The sequence below is a fragment of the Agromyces sp. NPDC052230 genome, from assembly GCF_040679595.1.
Lineage (GTDB): Bacteria > Actinomycetota > Actinomycetes > Actinomycetales > Microbacteriaceae > Agromyces.
In genome coordinates, this window is sequence record NZ_JBFAVC010000003.1 from 230,067 (window position 1) to 246,480 (window position 16,414).

Genomic DNA, 16,414 nt, shown 5'->3' on the forward strand with positions numbered 1-16,414 from the left:
TACCTGCAGGCACGATTCAAGCGCGCGTCAACGCGCACACCCGATCAATAGTAATGCCGCGTAACCTTGCGGTCAAATGGCGACGGATACCGCGAACCCGTGTTCTCCGAGGGCGGAAGCCGTCGCGCGACTCGAGACCTACCCCGACCAGCCGGGCGAATCGAGTTCGCGATCGAGGTCGGCGAGGAGTTCCTCCACCTGCGGCTCGACGTAGGCCACGACGGCCTCCCCGATGCGATCCCGATGACGGGCGAGCTCGACGCAGATGCGCCGGCCGAGTTGCTTGGCGAACTCGTCGGCGAGACGCACCTCCTCGCGCAGCGCCTCCTTCTCCTCGAAGGTGAACGGGCGCGGCGCCGGCTCGTTCGTCTCGGCCGCGGCATCCGCTTCGAGCCCCGTCAGCGTGAAGAGGAACGGTTGGTCGGGCATGGGCTCGGGGTCGAGGTCGAGCCCCAGGAATTCGGGGTCGAGCCCCTCGCCCGCGCGGTACGGGCGGCGGGCCTTGCGCTCCTCGGCGAGGCGGATCTCGGTGTGCAGCATCGGCAGGTTGCGTTCGGTGTAGTCGTCGACGGCGACGTCGATGATGCCCTTCATGCGCATCGAGAAGGCGTGCTGCACCGGATGCGGCACGTCGACGTCGAGGCCGGCGGCGGCGAGGATCGGCGAGCCGAAGCAGCGGGTGCACAGCCGCACGCGGGCGCGGTGGGTGCCCGGCCGCCACCTCGGCAGCCAGCCCAGCCATCGGTCGACCTCGTGGCTGACGCGCGCCTCGATCGATCCCTCCACGCGTTCACGATACTGCCCGGTCGGCCCACGGCCGTCGACCCGGGTGCCGACTGGCGCGCCGCGCCGACCGCACGGCCGCGCATCGTGTCACTCCTCGTCGCGCTCCCACGGCCAGCGGGGGCGATCGATGCCGCCCGACTGCGCACCGGCGACGAGGAGCGCGAGCCACGCGACGATGGCCGCCAGCACCGGGATGAGCAGGCCGAACCAGCCGATGCCGAACCCGACGCCGAAGATGAGGCTCGCGAGCACCGTGCCAGTGGCGATGGCGAAGCCGATGATCGCGACGAGCACGGCGGCGCCCCATGCCCAGGCGGCGGCGAGCAGCGTCGGGCCGAGCACCCGCCCGGGCGTTCGCAGCGCGCGGCCCAGGTGCAGGAGCAGTGCGAGCGCGGATGCCCCGACGATCGCGGGCCCGACGAGGCGGCCGGCGTCGTCGCTCGAGATCACCTCGGCGTCGGTGAGGAGGCTCACGAACCCGTAGGCGGCCACGACGAGCGCGAGGTAGAGGGCCGTCGCGAACCCGGCGACCGGCCAGGCCCTGCGCGCGTTCTCCTGCATGGTCCGAGACTACGCCGCTCGGCGGATGCGCCCCGCCCGGGGCGAATGGATAGGCTGTGGGAGCCCTCGGGCCCGCCGGGCCCTGACGACCCGGAGGTGGACTGTGGCGGACGCACCCTACCTGGCGAAGCTCGACCACACGAAGACCGACGCCGGCCGCCGCGCGAACGCCGTCATGTCGGCCGTCGCCCTCGGCGTCGCCGCACTGCTCGCGGGCGGGCTCGTCGTGGCCGTCTCGGCCGGCATGGGGTGGTTCACCGTCGTGATCGCCTCGCTGGGCCTCGTCGCAGGTGCGGTCGTCGCCGTGCTGACCGCGCGCCGCCGGCGAGCGCTGAACCTCCTCGTCGGCGAGGACGACATCGCGCTCAGCGTCGACCAGGTCGGCATCCGACTCGCCGGCGCTCCGCTCATCGCCTGGGATCAGGTGGTCTTCGTCGGCGTGCTCGACGACCGCGAACGCACGGGCCGGCTCCAGCGCCTTCCCCTGTCGGGGCCGCTGGCGCGAGCGACCGTGCGCGCGGGCAGCCCGACGCTGCTGTGCGAGGTCGGTGTGCGCGACGGCGTCGGACTTCGTCACGCCTTCGGCGGCGCACGTGGTGCCGACCGGGTCACGCTCTTCGACGAGTTCGACGGATGCCGCCGCGGTCTCGTTCCCCTGATGCTCGATGCCGTCGTGGACGACGCGACCGCGCATCAGGCGGCACAGGTGCTCGTCCGCGAAGCGGAACGCCGAGGCATCCCCGCCCGGGCCTTCGATCGAGTGTTCGCGTACTTCGACTGGAAGGGCCCCATGATCGATCGCAAGTGGCCTGTGGAGAAGGGAAGCCGCACGTGACCGAACCCCAGGAGCAGCCACTTCGTGGCGCGGCCGACGAGGTGCGACGGGTCCGCTCGCGGCAGCAGGTCTTGGCGGCGATGGTGACGTTGGGTCTCGGCGCCCTTGCGCTCGTCCTTTCGGTCACGCTCTACGAGGCGATCGCGGATCTCTCATCGGGCTTCGAGGGACGCCGCTCCGGACTGCGCGGCTTCGTGGCACCCGGCGCCGTGATCCTGAGTGCGGCCGCGGTGATCGGGGGCCTCGCCTGGTTGTTCGCGTGGTCGTACCGGTGGGAGCGCGTCGAGACCGGCGCGCCGCTGAAGCAGCAGGCGAGTTCATATCTCGCGCTCCCGGCGCGCGAGGCAGCGACGGTGCTCGATCGGTTCCGCACCGGCGATCCCCGGGTCTACCTGCCGGTGCCGACCGCGAAGCACGGCGACGTGGTGCTCGGCGTCTGGTTGGTCCGCGACGACGCGGTCGCCTACGTCGGCATCGCGGTGCGGTCGGGTCGTGACTGGCAGGCGCTCCCGCTCGTCACGCTGCGCGACAACGCATACGTCGCCCTGAGCCGCCTCACGATCGACCACTACGGCTCGCGCCCGGGCCAGACGGTCGTCAACGGGTTCCTCGACCCGTTCATTCGGGGCTGACGAGCGGCGCCGGAGTCCATGGGCCGCCCGAACCGGTCAGACCCTGGCCCAGCCTGGGAAGCCCGCGCAACCGTCGGTGAGTCGGATGAACCCGTCGGTCCGGTCGGTGAGCGCGGCGTACGATGCCGCCGCGTCGCCGGCGTCCACGGCCTCCTCCATGCGGTCGAGGATGCGGAGGGCGGTCGGCATCCAGTCGAGGAAAGGGCCCGGCGGGATCCCCGACGGGTCATCGGCGAGGATGGCGCGCACCGCAGCGATCGCACGTGCGAGCTCGGGAAGGTCCTGCGGGCGCAGGGTGGCGGCGATGCTGACGCCGACGAGTTCGGTGACAGGGTCGCGAAGCCGGTCGCACCGCTGTTCGAGGGTGTCGGCCATCAGCTGGTCGCCCCGCCGCGATCGATGTCGAACTTCTCGAGCGGCGTGCGCACGCCATCGCGGAACGCGCCCAGCCCGGCGTCGAAGTCGACGGCCGAACCGACGAACAGCACCGTCTCGTCGGGCGCGACGTAGACCTTGCCGCCCCCGCGCACCGCGTGGACCAGGCAGACGCCGAGCGCGTCGGGCAACTCGATGATGTTCAGCGTCGGATCGTCCGTGAGCTTCGCGAAGAGTTCACGGCCGACCTCGACGAGCCGGTCGAGGTCGACGCCGGCGGCTCCGCCGGGCGTCCTGTCGGCGGGCGCGACGGGGAGGTGCCGGCGGACCTCGGGCTGGCCAGCGAGCTGCGCGATGAGGGCGAGGTGCTCGTAGAGTCCGGAGAGCTGCAAGTGCGAGGCGTCGGGCGAGCCGCCGAGGGCGAGCAGCGGCACATAGCCGAAGCACTGCTCGAAGTCGGGCGCGCCGTCGCGATCCCGGGCGGCCGGGTACGGCTGCCATTCCCATGCGATGTCGCGCTGAGCCGGGTCGTCGATGAGGGCGATGAGCTCGTCGAAGGTCGCGCCCTCGATGACGTCGATGGCACCCCAGCGAGACTTGACGACGAGATAGAGGCCGTTGGCGTGGACCACGAGGTCCCCCAGTGCCGTGGTGAAGAGCACCGTCGACCCGTCGGGCAGGCCGAATACGCCCTGGAGCATCTGTGCGGCCCGGGCCGGATCGACGACTCGGAAGTAGCGGTCGTCACCGACGAAGCCCGCGCCCTGGGCGCGCCACAGCTCCACGACCTCGGCGGGAACCTGCGCGGCGTACTGCGCGATCGTCTCCTCGGCGATCGGCGCGACGAGATCGAAGCTCCGGAAGGTCGTCATGCGTGCCTTTCTGAGAGGTGCGGCGGTGTCACTACGTCGGCGGATGCCCCGAACCGACGTCGCCAGGACTGGATGGCCGTGCCACCCCGCGGAAGTCTATCGACGGTGCAGCCGGGCGATATGGGGAGGCCTCCCCATGCACTCATCGACCCGCGTCTCGATGGGGCGGAACGTCGACCCCGACCTCGACGAAGGGCCGGACGAGCACGTCGTATTGCTCGTCGGTCAACTGTTCCATCTTCAGGATGGCGCGAGCCGCGATCACCATGGCGCTCTTGGCATCGGCGTGCAGGCCGTCACGAACGGCGTTGAGCTCGTCGGCTCTCGGCAGCAATGCGCTGCGCACAGCATGTTCGAGCTCGGAGTTCTCCGCAGCCGACGGCCTCGTCGCGCCGCTCGCCTCCTTGCCACCCGCTCGACGAAGTGCGACCGCACGGTCGAAAGCGGCCGCGAGCGACTCGGGCGACAACGCGTGCGCGTCGTCGATGAACTTGCGGGTCGACGCATCGAACATGGCAACGTCCTTCCACTGGGCAGAGCGCGCTCCGAGCAGGCCTCGGCGAACCTCTCGGTCCGCAGAGGTCAATCGGGCACCGCGACCGGCGTCATCTCCCGGATCTTCTCGAGGTTCAGGGTGTGCACATCCTCACGGACCGCGCCGGTCTGCTTGTCGATGAAGATCACGAGGTTGTCCCATCGGCCGAACGCCTCCTGGCCCTCGACCAGGAACTCGCGGGCACCCCACACCGGCAGGTAGTCGGAGTCGTCCTCGTACCACTCGGAGATGTACAGCTCGCCCGCGATGGCCGGCGGATGCTCGGCGAAGTGCCGTTCGAGCGCGCGTCTCGCGTCGTGAATCGTCATCATGGCTCCAGTCTCATTCCGAAGTCCCGCCGATGCCACTCGCGTTCGCGGCCGCCGCGGTCACGTCGATCGCTGCCGAGAGGCCAGTGAGAGCGCCCGGAGGAGTAAGTGACTCGGGCTCCCCTTCGTCACGGTCCTCCGGTGGGGTGGGGGGTCGCAGGGGTGTTGCTGATGCCTCCCCGAGAATCGGGCCAGGCGGCGGGGTCGTGGACGGCTGTCCAAGGATCGGGCCAGGCGGTGGGGCCGTGGATTCGAACGACTCCACAAGCTTGTGCAAGCCCTCGATCAGCTCACGGTTCTGCATCTGGAGGTAGCGGCGTTCACCCCAGGCACGTTTCCTGTCCGCCGGGCTTGCAGTGGGATCTGCGAGCGTCTCATCCATCTCGGCGATCAATTCATCATTGCGTTCCCGCCACCGGGCATTCGCCGCGACTTCCCGGTCGAAGATCTCCTTGGGCATACGCGAGCTTGCCTCCCAGTCCTTCAGCAGCTGCAGCTCCGCGGCGGTGTGCGGCCGAGACGTCTTGAGCACTTCGGAGGTCGGTACGAGGTCATCCACCCTGAGCACCTTGATCGTCGCCCACGGCTGTTTCGCGTCGTTGTAGAGCATGTTGTCGAGGTATGACGACACGTCCGTCTTTGCGACCTGCCCGTCATAGAACCTGATCCCGTCGGCCTCCTTGACCACCGTGTAGACGTGTCCGCCACCGGTCTTCCAGAACCCGCCGATGAATCCGCGACCACCGATGGGCCAGGACTCCGTCAGGGTCGCCAGCGCCGTCATCGCAGAGCCGTCGACTTCGACACCCAGATCCTCGAAGTCACGGCGCGAGCCGTCGGTCTGAACCCAGTCCGCGGCGATCTGCGTCGGGATGCGGCCCTCTCCGTGGAGCCTGGTTGCGCCGGTCTCTGGATCGGTGAAGAGACCCTGGATCGTCGGAGCCGCAATCACGTCGTACCCGCGGAAGCGCAGTTCCAACGCATTGACGACGTGGTGGCAGTTGAACAGGAACCGGAGCCTGTCGGTTCTCGCACCCTGCACGTTGACCGTTTCGACCGATGCGACCCGAGTCTCCTCGACCTGGAGGTGCGGGAAGTCGGCATCGAGGATCGGGTGGTGCACCGTGGCGGGCACGGGGTCGGCCGCTGCAAGCTCCTCCCGCGTCGATTCCGACTCGGGTGAGGATGATTCGGACGGCTCGGACGGATCCGTGTCCGCCGACGGCTCTGAGCCTTCGGGCTCGACCGAGGGTGCCGCGCCGTCAGACGCATCCACGGGGACGCCGACGTCAGGGGCATCCGATGCGGGATCACCGGACGTGCCGGTCGCCGACGGCTCGAGCGCCCCGGCCCGCGGCGCAGGTGCCGGAGTGCCGCTCGTGACCGGTTGCGCCGAGGCCAACTTCGCCTGCGTGGCGGCCGGGCTGCCGTCGACCGAGTTCGTCGCACCGAGATGCACGTTCAGCTTGACGTGGGGGCGCAGCTTCGGATCGACGGACGCCATCGCACCTGCGACATCCTGGCGAAGATCGTCGATACGGTGCTGCCACTGGCTGCCCAACGAGCTGTTGACGCGCAGCGAGCCGGCTCCGTCGTATCGGTCGGCCCGGCCGCCCGCGACCTGATCGGGCCCGTGCAGCACGGCCTGGCCCTTCATCTGAACGCCGGCATCGGCGAGCGCATGGTTGCCAGCGGCCTGTTCGCTCTTCGCGACGCGGTTCTGCTGCTCGTAGAAATCGACGTTGTGACGCCATTCGGCGATCGTGAGCTGGTTGAGCCCCTGCTGTTGCAGGCCGACCTGGCGCTGGAACTCGTCCCAGTCGTGTTCGGGGTTCGACATGTCGAACGCGTCGACCTCGATCGGGTCCTTCAACGAGTACGAGCCGTCCTCATTGCGAACGATCGGCGAGTCGGGTCGCGCCGCGAGCTCGTCGAGCTGGTTCCGAATCTCGGGGGTGCGCTCGGGGATGGCATATCCGTTGTACGTCGTTCCCGCGCCCTTCGAGCCGTCGGAGGCGTGATCGGGTGAGACCGTCGCCTGCCCCTCGAACCTCGTGTTCGCGAAGCGGTCGCCGTCGGGGGCGGATGCCTCGTGCGTAGCAGCGGTGGGTGCGACTCCCGATTGCGCCGCCGACGGCGGCGCATTCGTGACGCCCGACGTCGATCCGTCGGAGTCCACGACATGCTCGGGCCGGATCGAGGCGTCCCAGTTCGTCGCGTGCGGCTCGTTCGGAGGCCACGGGGAGCGGGTACCGGTCTGGGCGTCGAGCGACCAGACGGTCGTGCCGTCGAAGTAGGCGTTGAACCAGTGGCCATCGCCCGTGGACCGGTCGATGCCGACCACGCAGTGCGAACCGGGACCCATCGCCCGGAGCGATGCGTCGATCTGCGCGGGTGTCATCGGGGTCTGCGGGTTGCCGGTGCGCGCCTCCATCTCGGGAACGTCGAGCGTGCCGGTCGGGGCCTCGGCCGACGGCTGCCCGTTGAGGAAGTCGTTGAGGATCGACGAGGTGTTGCCGCAGTTGGTCGCGTAGCCGTTCTGCGGGTCCGACGGATCGTAGTTCGGATTGATCTCGCCGAGCGCGTGGTCGATCTGGTCGATCGTGCGATCGGTGTGGTTGTTCTCGGGCGTGTCTGGCTTGCCGCCGTCCGTCGTGCCGTTGTCGGTGCCGCTCTGGCTCGTGCCATCCGGCTTCGCCCCGGGCGTCCCGGATCCGGGTGCGGTGCCATCAGGCGTCGCGGCCTGGGGTGACGTGGACGCTTCGGGCGTCGAGCCCGTCGGTGTCTGCGCCCCCGGGAGGGTCGGCTTGGTGAGCAGTGCGGCGGCACCGGCGACGGCGGCGGCGCCACCGGCGGCGGCCGCCGCCTCCTCCGGCGCGAGTTCACCGGCATCATCGGCATCGGACGCGTCGGACGCGTCGGGCGTCGCCGCTCCAGCTTCGGCCGGGTCGGCCTCCGGCGCGTCGGCGGCAGGCGCGTCGGCGGCAGCGGCGTCGGCGGCAGGGGCGTCACCCTCGGCCGCAGCAGCCGGAGTCGAGTGGGCGGATTGAGTCGCCGAGGCAGCGGAGCCGGACGCCGCCGCGACCGGAGCGTCGTGCTGCGACGTCGCTGATGCCTCGACGGGCGCAAAGTCGGGGGCGGTCTCTGCCGCCGGCGAGCTCGCCTCGGGCGATGCGGGAGCGGATGCCTCCGGCGCCGCCGGGGCGGATGCCTCCGGCGCCGCCGGGGCGGATGCCTCCGGCGCCGCCGGGGCCGAGACGTCGGGCGGGGATGACGACGATCCGTCGGAACCGGCCGGCGCAGAAGCATCCGGAGTCGACGACGCCGGCGCCGACGCCTCGGGCGCGGACGGCGACGATCCGTCGGAACCGGCCGGCGCAGAAGCATCCGGAGTCGACGCTTCGGGGGCGGAGGATGCCGACGCCTCGGGCGCGGACGGCGACGATCCGTCGGGACCGGCCGGCGCAGAAGCATCCGGCGACCCGCTGGGAACGTCGACGGCATTCCCGCCGTCGATCGTGCTGGTGCCGGTGTCGCCCGCGCCGGGCGTCGGCCCGTCGTTCGAGACGTCGACCGGGGCGACACCACCCGGGTTCGATGTGCCGCCGTCGGCGCCGGCCGGCGTCGGGCCGTCGGGCGTGGTGACGCCCGCGCCACTGGGGTCGACCGTGGCTGTTCCGTTGCCGCCGGGGCGCACGGCGTTGATGCCTCGGGCACCGGCCGTCAGGCCACCGCCCAGCAGCGCGCCGAGCACCATGCCGGAGATGGGGTTGAACTCGTTGCCGGACAGACCCGACTCCACGCCCGAACTCACGAGGCCGTCGATGGCTCCTGCACCCGTTCCCCCGGCGACCTCCCGCGTGCCGGCCCGAAGACCCGGTCCGCCGCTGCCGCCCAGGAACCGCGATGCGGGAGAGGAGGCCGCACCCCCCGCGAATGCGGAGAGGAAGGCGGTGCCCACGTCCTGACGCTCGTAGCCCTCCTCACCCTCGCGCATCTTGTTGACACTCGCGGACGCGATGGCGCTGGCGAGGCCCGCCTGGAGACCCTCCTTGCCCGCGCGGAGACCGCCGCGCACGAGCGCGCCCTTCAACCCGCGGATGCCCTTGAGGAAGTCCTTGAGCCGGTCGATGAGCTTGGCGATCTTCATGCACCAGCGGATGACGGTCGTGCCGACCTTTGCGGCGGTCGCGAGTGCACCGAGGCCGGCGGTGACGACGGTCAGGAGTCCGCCGATCGCGAGCTCGGCGGCGATCTCGATCGCCATCTGCTTCAGGAACCAGCCGAGCTCCTCCCGCATCTGCCGGAGCTGGCTCCGGAAGTCGGCGATCCACTGCTGCATGGCGTCGGCGCTCTCGCGCATGCGATCGAGGCCCTCGGAGAGGCTGGTGCGGCACGAGAGCATCCGGCCCTGCTGCGGAAGGGTCATCGCCGCGACGTTCGGCATGCTGCTCGACACGCGGGACTTCGCGCTCTGGATACTGTCGCCGAAGCTGCCCCACGCGTCGGATGCCGCCTGCAGCTTGTCCTCGTCCCCGGTGGGGATCACGACCCCGATCTGGGCGAGCCCCCACTCGATGAGCTCCTGGAACTCGCCGAGCGGCCCGGGCCAGCCGGCACCGAGGGCGCTGGGCACCGAGGCCTTGCCCTCGTCGATGGTCGCCGTGGCCTCGGCGGGCGATGCCGTGGCGGGGTCGAGGCCTGCGCCGGGCTTCTGGGCGCCATCGTAGGCGCGGGCGGTGTTCGAGAGCGCAGCATCGACGATGCGGAGCGCGTTGCCGAAGGACGTCACCGCGCTGATGGTGGGGCCCGCCAGCGCGTCGTAGCCGTCACTGCCCTGGCAGAACTCCTCTGCGGCGTTGTCGTCGCCGGCCATGCCCCCGCTGTTGCCCAGTCGATCGACGAGCGTCGTCACCGCACTGTCGAGCGTTCGAGCGATGCTGAAAAGGTCGTCTCCGTCTTGGACCAGGCGTGCCGGATCCAGCTTCACGTGCGCCATCTGTGCCCTATCCGAGATTCGATTCGATCTTCGACCAAGCGGTATTCAGGTCCTCGATCGTCTTGGTATACGAGTTGAACGACGCCTGCGCCTGCTTCTGCAGGGCCTCAGCGGTCCCCTCCAGCGCGGTCGCGCCGGCCGCCCACGCCGCGAACGAACCGAGGAACGCCTGCATCGCGGGACCCTGCCATTCGGCGGGCAGCATGTAGGCGAAGCCGCTCGCGCCCTGCTTCAGCGCGGAGCAGTACCCCATGAGCTCGGTCATCGTCTGCACGAGCGCGCGGAGCTCCGCGGTGTCGGCCTGTTGTTCAGCCACGGTCAACCCCATCCGGCGAGCTGGCGCCGTCGGGGGCGCTCCCCTGGACGACCTCGGGGACGTCGATGCTCGCCATCGACGACGCCTCCCACTCCACCTGCGGCTGCACGAGCGGTTCGCCATCCGGGCCGAGCCGGAAGACTCCGGTGCCGATGGAGTCGTCGTCGCCATCGCCGTCGGTGTCGCCGGATCCCCCACCGCTGGCCTGGCCACTCTTGCGCGAGCCGAGCATTCCGCCGCCGAAGCGCTCCACCTCGTCATCGCCCGCGTAGTCCCGGCCGAAGAACTCCGCCATGTCCTCGGCACGCTCCTCGCCGGTGGCGACCCGCTTGCCGAGGCCGCCGGACGCACTGCGCACCGCCACGAGACCCTGGCGTCCGCCGGTGAAGCTCCCGCCGACGCCCGCCTCCGTGCGGGTGTAGGAGCCGTCGGCGGCGATGAGCCCCTGCTGCAGGCCGGTCAGCGCGAGCCGAACCTGGCCGGCGAGCGCCATGAACGAGCCCCAGTTCTCACCGAACTTCTCCGCGTCCTCGCCGACCCAGGTGGTGCCCGCCACGCGCGTGACGGCTTGGTCCGCGGAGGCGAGGTTCGAATCGAACGTCGCCACCACGGTGCCGATCAGGGCCGCCACCTCGCTCAGCGAGTCGGCGCGAACCTTGAAGTAGACCATGCCAGATCCCTCGGTCGTGGCCGGATGCCGGCGCGCTGTGCGCGTCGGCACCGGACTCGCGGATGTCAGCCGTTGAACGTGCCGGCGATCGCGTTCTCGCTGTCTTCGTACGACAGCGCCGCCTGGTTGAGCAGGTCGCTGATGCCCTGCAGGGACTCCTTGAGCTGGAGACCGGCCTGGTCCCACTGCGAGTACAGCTCGTTGAAGCTCTGCGACGCGGTGCCCGACCAGTCGCCCGAGATGAGACCCTCGACGAGGGACTTCAGATTGGACAGCTGCGATTCGATCGACTGCGAGCCGGACGACAGTTGCCCGGCCACGCCTGCGAGCGAGTCCGAAGTGACGCGGATCTCCGCCATGGTTTCCTCCGTTGTTCAGCGAGTTTCAGGGTGCTCCGGTACGTTAGCGCGCCCGGCACCCCGAGCGAGATGGGGAGGACTTCCCATGCTCGTCAGAACGCGCGGACGACGAAGCTGATGTCGCCGACCCAGACCGTGTCGCCCGGGAACGCCTCGACGCGCGGCCCCGCGCTCTCCAGCTGGGTGACCACGCCGTTGCGTTCGATGCCCGACCCGTTGCTCGATCCGACGTCACCGACCGTGATCGTCCCGTCGGCGACCTCGAGGACCAGGTGCACTCGTGACACCGATCGGGTGTCGTCGGCGACCTCGATCCCCTGGACGCCCATGGCGAGCGCGGTGTCGCCCGGCTTCCTTCCGATCACGGCACTGCCGGCCACCGTGACGCGCTGCCCGGTCGAGAAGGCGAGCTCGACGCGGTCGACGCGGGTGCGCGCGACGGGCTGGGGCGTCGGCGCCGCAGACTCGACCGACGATTCGATTCCCGCTCGACGCTGCTGCCACGGGAGCGTGCCCGGCAGGGGCACGGCCTCGATCCGTGAGGACGTCGGACGCGGCCTCTGCGCACCCTCGGTGGGCTGACCGGATGCCGCGGGCGCGGCGAACTGCGACGGCACCGGCGGACGTGCGGGCTGCTGCGGGATCAGCTGACCGCACTCGAGGCAGTACATGCTGTTCGGCTGGAGCGTCGCGTCACAATAGACGCAGCGTGCAGAAGCCACGGGGGAGCACGTCCTTTCGTCAGCGGCGCGGGTCGCGGGGGGCGCCCGCTCAAGTGTATGGCGGCGGATGCCTCGTCACTGGCGGATGTCGGGCACCCGCACCGGGAGCCAGCCCGAGGCCGTGGAGAGCACTCCGGCACCGGCCGACGCCCGGCCGAGCATGAACTTGGGAATGGGCGATCCGATCACCTGCGTGCCGTTGATCGCGCTCTCGGGTCGCAGCACGAGCGCTCGACGCGACTTCTTGGCCTCGACTATGGGGCCGCCGAACAGGGTGGACACCGCCTCCGTGTCCGCGGCCACGATGAACGTGGCCCGGTGCCTGACGCCGGCCAATGCGTGCTCGATCGGCGCGTTCTTGAACTGCTCAGCGTCGTCGACGACGACGGTGACGCGTTCGCCGATCCCATCGAGGATCTCGTCGAGCTGCTGCGGGCTCGTATCGCCTGCGGCGATGGTCGGCGTGCCGTGGCCCGCGGCGACCTCGGTCAGGATCGACTGCCGAGCCGAGACGACGACGATCGGCTCCTTCCGCCACGCGAGCTGATGCACGACCGCCGCAAGCGTCGACGACCGGCCGGACTTGCGCGTGCCGGTGACCACGAACCCGCCCTCGGCGGGCCAGTCGAGCGTGAATCGCGACAGCAGGTCGCCTCCCACGGCCACGACCGGTCCGTCGGCGGGCCCCGAGTCCCCGAGTGGGAGGTCGTAGGCGGCCGTGAGGGCGAGATACGCCGGCAATGGGTCGACGCGGAACGGCCGCGGCAGTTCGGCGAGCTGCCCGAACTGGTCGAAGTGGTCGCGAACGAGCTCGACGGTGCGTCGGAGCGCGGTGGTCTGGGCCTCTCCCCTGGTGTCTCGCACCAGTACGGCCAGCTGCGCCTCGGCGCCATGGCTGCCGTGGAGCACGCGGCCCGGCGGCAGGTCGAGCGGGATGTCCTTGGCCAGGATGCCGGCCGTGCGGTAATCGCTGATGTCGCGCATCGGCAGCGCGTACTGCTCATCGATGAACGAGGTGATCTTGTCACCCGAGATCCCCCGGTCGCCGGTGAGGAGGACTCGCAGGCCGACCGCGGGTCCCTCTCGCAGCACGCGCATGAACTGGTCGCGGAACGTGACCAGCTGGTCGGGGTTCATCGTCGAGAGCATCCGCTCCCAGCCGTCGATGACGACGATCATGTACGGCAGCGCCTCGGCCGGTTCCGCCTGCGCCCGCTGCTCCCGGATATGACCGACGCCCGCGTTCGACAGGACGGCCTGACGATGGCCGAGCTCATCGAGGAGCCGCTGGACGAGTCGTGGGAGCCGGTCGGCATCGAGCTGCGTGACCACGGCACCGCAGTGCGGTGCGTCGACGAACGGGAGCAGCGCGCCGTTGCCGAAGTCGATCACGTAGAGGTGGAGGTCCGCTGGTGAGAACTGCTGCACCGCCTGCCCGAGCATGGTGCGCAGTGCCGTCGTGCGGCCGGACATCGAGCCGCCGAGGAACAGCACGTGCGAGCCGTCCACGACGTCCCAGGTGAGGGCCCGCTGCGACTGCTCGCCCGGAACGTCCTCGAGCCCGAGCACGATCGACGTCGGCGCCACCTGCTGGTCCTCGAACCGCTCGAGCGGGAGCACGGTGGGGAGCGGGACGAGCCACGGCGACGGGTTCTTCGGAATGCCGAGCTGATGCGTCGCGGCCGTGATGAGGTTGACGAGCGCCCGAAGATCGGTGTCGTCATGGTCGGTGTTCACCGCGTGCGTCGCCGCCGACGGCGGGTACTTCGCGGGGAACCCCAGCGAGGCCCACTCGAGCGGCGCCTTGCGGGGCAGCACCTTCACGGCTCGCTGCGCGCCGGGCCGGATGCCTGCCACGCGTGCGGTCTGGAATCCCGATGGGGCCGCCGACGGACCGAGCCGAACGTAACCACGTCCCGGCGTCCCCGCGCTGATGAGCGCCGCTTCCCCGGACCCCAGGATGTCGGTCGAATCCGAGCGATCAGTGACGCGCAGGGCAACCCGGAGGTTGATGTTCGACTGCATCTCGGGCGTGACCACCCCCGAAGGGCGCTGGGTGGCGAGCACGAGATTGACGCCGAGCGAGCGACCCACACGTGCGATACGCACCAGGCCGTCGATGAATTCCGGAAGCTCGGTCTTCAGCTCGGCGAACTCGTCGATCACGATCATCAGGCGGGCGAGTCCCCCGCGAGCGGCCGCTTCGGGATCCTTGGCCCAGGCGCCGTCGACGTCCTTTGCGTTCATGTCCCGCAGCACTCGTTCGCGCCGCTTCAGCTCGGCATCGAGGGAGGCGAGCGCGCGCTCCGTCTCGCGCGCGTCGAGGTTCGTCACCATGCCGACCGTGTGCGGGAGTCGCTCGCAATCCGCGAACGCCGAGCCGCCCTTGTAGTCGACGAGGACGAAGTTGAGCGCGTCTGGGCGGTTCGCCATCGCGAGACTCACGACGAGCGCCTGCAGGAACTCCGACTTGCCGGAACCCGTCGTGCCGGCGACGAGCGCGTGAGGACCGTCGCGTGAGATGTCGAGCGCGAACTCGCCGTCGGCGTTGGCTCCGACCACCACGAAGGTATTGCGGGGTTGCCGTTGCCAGCGATTGACGAGTTGGTCGGGATCGTCGAGATCGATCTTGAGGAGGTCGACCATGCGCACGCTCGTGGGCAGCATCGCCTCGTCGCCCACGCCGCTCACGTGGCGAATCGAGCACAGGCTCCGCGCGAGCTCCTCGGCCCGCACGATCGAGAGTCCGTCGAGCAGCACGGTCGGGAAGTACTCCGAACCCGTCTCGAACCGTGCGATGGACGGATCGGCCGGATCGATCACGACGACGCTCTTCGCCTCCTCGGGAAGCCGGGCGCGCTCCGTGTCGAGGGCGATGACGTGCATGCCGTGCGCCGGACCGTGTTCGAGCAGGGGCACCATGCCGGGCAGCATTCGGAAGTCGCGGGCGCCGTCGACGATGATCAAGACATCGCTGGGGACTTCCGCCCCCCGCTGGCCGGCAGCGCGCACGCGGTGCTCGAGCAGCACCGCGGCCTCGCGGATGCGTTCGCGGCGACTGTCGTCGGTGTTGCCGAACATCGCCGGCACCGTGCCGCCCGACTGGGCATGCGGCAGCCACTGCGCCCACTCCCAGACGACCGAATCGTCGCCATCGCAGATGATCACGACCTCCGCGTCGCGGGGTGAACGGAGCGTGCTGAACGACGCGAGCATGGCCCGGGCCACGTTGCGTGCGGCATCCGCAGGACCCGCGATGCCCACCACGCCCGTGCGCAGGTCGGCAGCGACGGGCACCGGCGACACGCCGACTCGACGCGGGGCCGTCCGGTCCTTGCCGCCGCCCTCGAAGCGAACGTCGAGCGCCACCTCGGTGACACCGACGCGCAGCAGCAGCGCATCGTCGTCGGCACGGCGCCGCTCCCAGAGTCGGGCGAGAGGCGCGGTCGCGATGTCGGTGACCACCACCGGGTCGGGCAACCGATACCAGGCCTCGAGTCGCTGGACCCGGGCGAGCTCGGCGATGCGTCGACCGGCGGCCTTGATGTCGTCGATCCACTGACGCTCGGTCTTCAGCCCCTTCTTCTTCGCCATCCGCCGGTTCGCAAGGAAGGAACCGATCACCATGATGGGGCTCGCCGCCGCCATGAGGAGCATGATCGCTCGGCCGAAGACGATCGCCATGGTGACGCCGAGGACGACGGGAATGATGGCGGAAAGCCACGGCATCGGCGACTGGTCGGGGTCCTCGGGCTTGTCACCGGGGAGCTGCACGACCGGTTGCTCCTTCGCGGGTCGGATCCGCGACGGACGGTTGAAGCCGCGGGCGCCGAGTGCGTCGCGCGTGAGGTCGGCGTCGGGCGCCGGGGTGACGCCGATGCGGAGCATGCTGTTGCCCAACTGCACGAGATCGGCGGGGACCAGGTCGACCGACCCCGCGACCGGTTCGCCATTGACCCAGATCGTCGCGTCGTCGGATGCCGCGGCGAGCGTCGACGTCAGCGGTGAAACGCGCCCGTCTCCCGTCGGCGACGCCGAGCTGATCGCGAGCGTCGCGTGAACCGGTGCGAGCGCCGGATCGGCGATCATGATCGAGGCCTCGTTGCCCGACCCGATGGAGTAGGCGGCACCCCGGGTGACGGGAACCAGGTCACCCGCGAAGGGCCCGCCGACCACCTCGATGCGAAGGGTGCCCGGTGCCGGCTGCGTGGTCGGCCGGGCGGGCCGGGTCGCTCCGGACAGCAGGGGTGTCTGGGCCAGTGGCGTCGTCGCCGGGACGGTGCGGTCGAGCAGGGTGGCCGGCACGCTCAACGACTCGGCGACCTCGCCGATCGTCGTCGCCTCGTCGGTCTCGAGCATCCACGACGTGGGCCCCCCGCTCTGCGCGGGGTCGTCGATCGTGATGCGAACCGTCATCCGTTCC

Annotated in this window: 14 protein-coding genes; 2 read left to right on the top strand and 12 right to left on the bottom strand. The window is 70.3% G+C overall.

Going from position 1 to position 16,414, the window contains the following annotated elements:
- Positions 1–138 precede the first annotated feature (138 nt).
- Together AB0K73_RS08845 and AB0K73_RS08850 are read right to left on the bottom strand one after the other, a co-directional pair.
- Positions 139–786 (bottom strand): spermidine/putrescine ABC transporter substrate-binding protein, encoded by a 648-nt coding sequence (locus AB0K73_RS08845; protein WP_360516483.1) that lies wholly within the window; start codon positions 784–786, stop codon positions 139–141.
- An 87-nt stretch (positions 787–873) separates the two neighbouring features.
- Positions 874–1,347: a DUF6121 family protein gene (locus tag AB0K73_RS08850; protein ID WP_360516480.1), complete on the bottom strand. Its 474-nt coding sequence runs from the start codon at positions 1,345–1,347 to the stop codon at positions 874–876.
- Between the two features lie 103 nt (positions 1,348–1,450).
- Here AB0K73_RS08850 and AB0K73_RS08855 point away from each other — a divergent pair, with 103 nt between their 5' ends.
- Positions 1,451–2,182, top strand: a complete 732-nt coding sequence (locus AB0K73_RS08855; protein ID WP_360516477.1) for a hypothetical protein — start codon at positions 1,451–1,453, stop codon at positions 2,180–2,182.
- Positions 2,179–2,814, top strand: coding sequence for a hypothetical protein (locus tag AB0K73_RS08860; protein WP_360516474.1), 636 nt, complete (start codon positions 2,179–2,181; stop codon positions 2,812–2,814). The genes AB0K73_RS08855 and AB0K73_RS08860 overlap by 4 nt, the downstream gene beginning before the upstream one ends.
- 36 nt (positions 2,815–2,850) lie before the next feature.
- Here AB0K73_RS08860 and AB0K73_RS08865 read toward each other — a convergent pair whose 3' ends face one another.
- From AB0K73_RS08865 to AB0K73_RS08910, 10 genes are all read right to left on the bottom strand, one after another.
- Positions 2,851–3,189, bottom strand: a complete 339-nt coding sequence (locus AB0K73_RS08865; protein WP_360516471.1) for a hypothetical protein — start codon at positions 3,187–3,189, stop codon at positions 2,851–2,853.
- Positions 3,189–4,061 (bottom strand): T6SS immunity protein Tdi1 domain-containing protein, encoded by an 873-nt coding sequence (locus AB0K73_RS08870; RefSeq protein ID WP_360516468.1) that lies wholly within the window; start codon positions 4,059–4,061, stop codon positions 3,189–3,191. Before AB0K73_RS08870 ends, AB0K73_RS08865 begins: the two co-directional genes overlap by 1 nt.
- Before the next feature lie 142 nt (positions 4,062–4,203).
- Positions 4,204–4,575 (bottom strand): hypothetical protein, encoded by a 372-nt coding sequence (locus AB0K73_RS08875; RefSeq protein WP_360516465.1) that lies wholly within the window; start codon positions 4,573–4,575, stop codon positions 4,204–4,206.
- A gap of 68 nt (positions 4,576–4,643) precedes the next feature.
- Entirely contained in the window at positions 4,644–4,928 is a 285-nt protein-coding gene (locus AB0K73_RS08880) for a hypothetical protein (protein WP_360516462.1), read from the bottom strand.
- Positions 4,929–4,938: 10 nt separating this feature from the next.
- On the bottom strand, positions 4,939–9,924 hold the full coding sequence (locus AB0K73_RS08885) for a polymorphic toxin type 15 domain-containing protein (RefSeq protein ID WP_360516459.1): 4,986 nt from the start codon (positions 9,922–9,924) through the stop codon (positions 4,939–4,941).
- Between the two features lie 7 nt (positions 9,925–9,931).
- A complete protein-coding gene (locus AB0K73_RS08890; RefSeq protein WP_360516456.1) occupies positions 9,932–10,240 on the bottom strand; it encodes a hypothetical protein in 309 nt (102 codons plus the stop codon).
- Positions 10,233–10,910, bottom strand: a complete 678-nt coding sequence (locus AB0K73_RS08895; protein ID WP_360516453.1) for a WXG100 family type VII secretion target — start codon at positions 10,908–10,910, stop codon at positions 10,233–10,235. Before AB0K73_RS08895 ends, AB0K73_RS08890 begins: the two co-directional genes overlap by 8 nt.
- 65 nt (positions 10,911–10,975) lie before the next feature.
- Positions 10,976–11,269: a WXG100 family type VII secretion target gene (locus AB0K73_RS08900; protein WP_056010942.1), complete on the bottom strand. Its 294-nt coding sequence runs from the start codon at positions 11,267–11,269 to the stop codon at positions 10,976–10,978.
- Positions 11,270–11,361: 92 nt separating this feature from the next.
- Positions 11,362–11,991, bottom strand: coding sequence for an FHA domain-containing protein (locus AB0K73_RS08905; protein WP_360516448.1), 630 nt, complete (start codon positions 11,989–11,991; stop codon positions 11,362–11,364).
- Between the two features lie 75 nt (positions 11,992–12,066).
- Positions 12,067–16,407 (bottom strand): FtsK/SpoIIIE domain-containing protein, encoded by a 4,341-nt coding sequence (locus tag AB0K73_RS08910; RefSeq protein WP_360516445.1) that lies wholly within the window; start codon positions 16,405–16,407, stop codon positions 12,067–12,069.
- Positions 16,408–16,414: the final 7 nt, after the last annotated feature.

Excerpts from the sequence above, each read along its gene's own strand:
- AB0K73_RS08850 (WP_360516480.1), bottom strand. The coding sequence starts at position 1,347 with ATGCAGGAGAACGCGCGCAGGGCCTGGCCGGTCGCCGGGTTCGCGACG.
- AB0K73_RS08865 (WP_360516471.1), bottom strand. The coding sequence starts at position 3,189 with ATGGCCGACACCCTCGAACAGCGGTGCGACCGGCTTCGCGACCCTGTC.
- AB0K73_RS08870 (WP_360516468.1), bottom strand. The coding sequence starts at position 4,061 with ATGACGACCTTCCGGAGCTTCGATCTCGTCGCGCCGATCGCCGAGGAG.
- AB0K73_RS08875 (WP_360516465.1), bottom strand. The coding sequence starts at position 4,575 with ATGTTCGATGCGTCGACCCGCAAGTTCATCGACGACGCGCACGCGTTG.
- AB0K73_RS08880 (WP_360516462.1), bottom strand. The coding sequence starts at position 4,928 with ATGATGACGATTCACGACGCGAGACGCGCGCTCGAACGGCACTTCGCC.
- AB0K73_RS08885 (WP_360516459.1), bottom strand. The coding sequence starts at position 9,924 with ATGGCGCACGTGAAGCTGGATCCGGCACGCCTGGTCCAAGACGGAGAC.
- AB0K73_RS08895 (WP_360516453.1), bottom strand. The coding sequence starts at position 10,910 with ATGGTCTACTTCAAGGTTCGCGCCGACTCGCTGAGCGAGGTGGCGGCC.
- AB0K73_RS08900 (WP_056010942.1), bottom strand. The coding sequence starts at position 11,269 with ATGGCGGAGATCCGCGTCACTTCGGACTCGCTCGCAGGCGTGGCCGGG.
- AB0K73_RS08910 (WP_360516445.1), bottom strand. The coding sequence starts at position 16,407 with ATGACGGTTCGCATCACGATCGACGACCCCGCGCAGAGCGGGGGGCCC.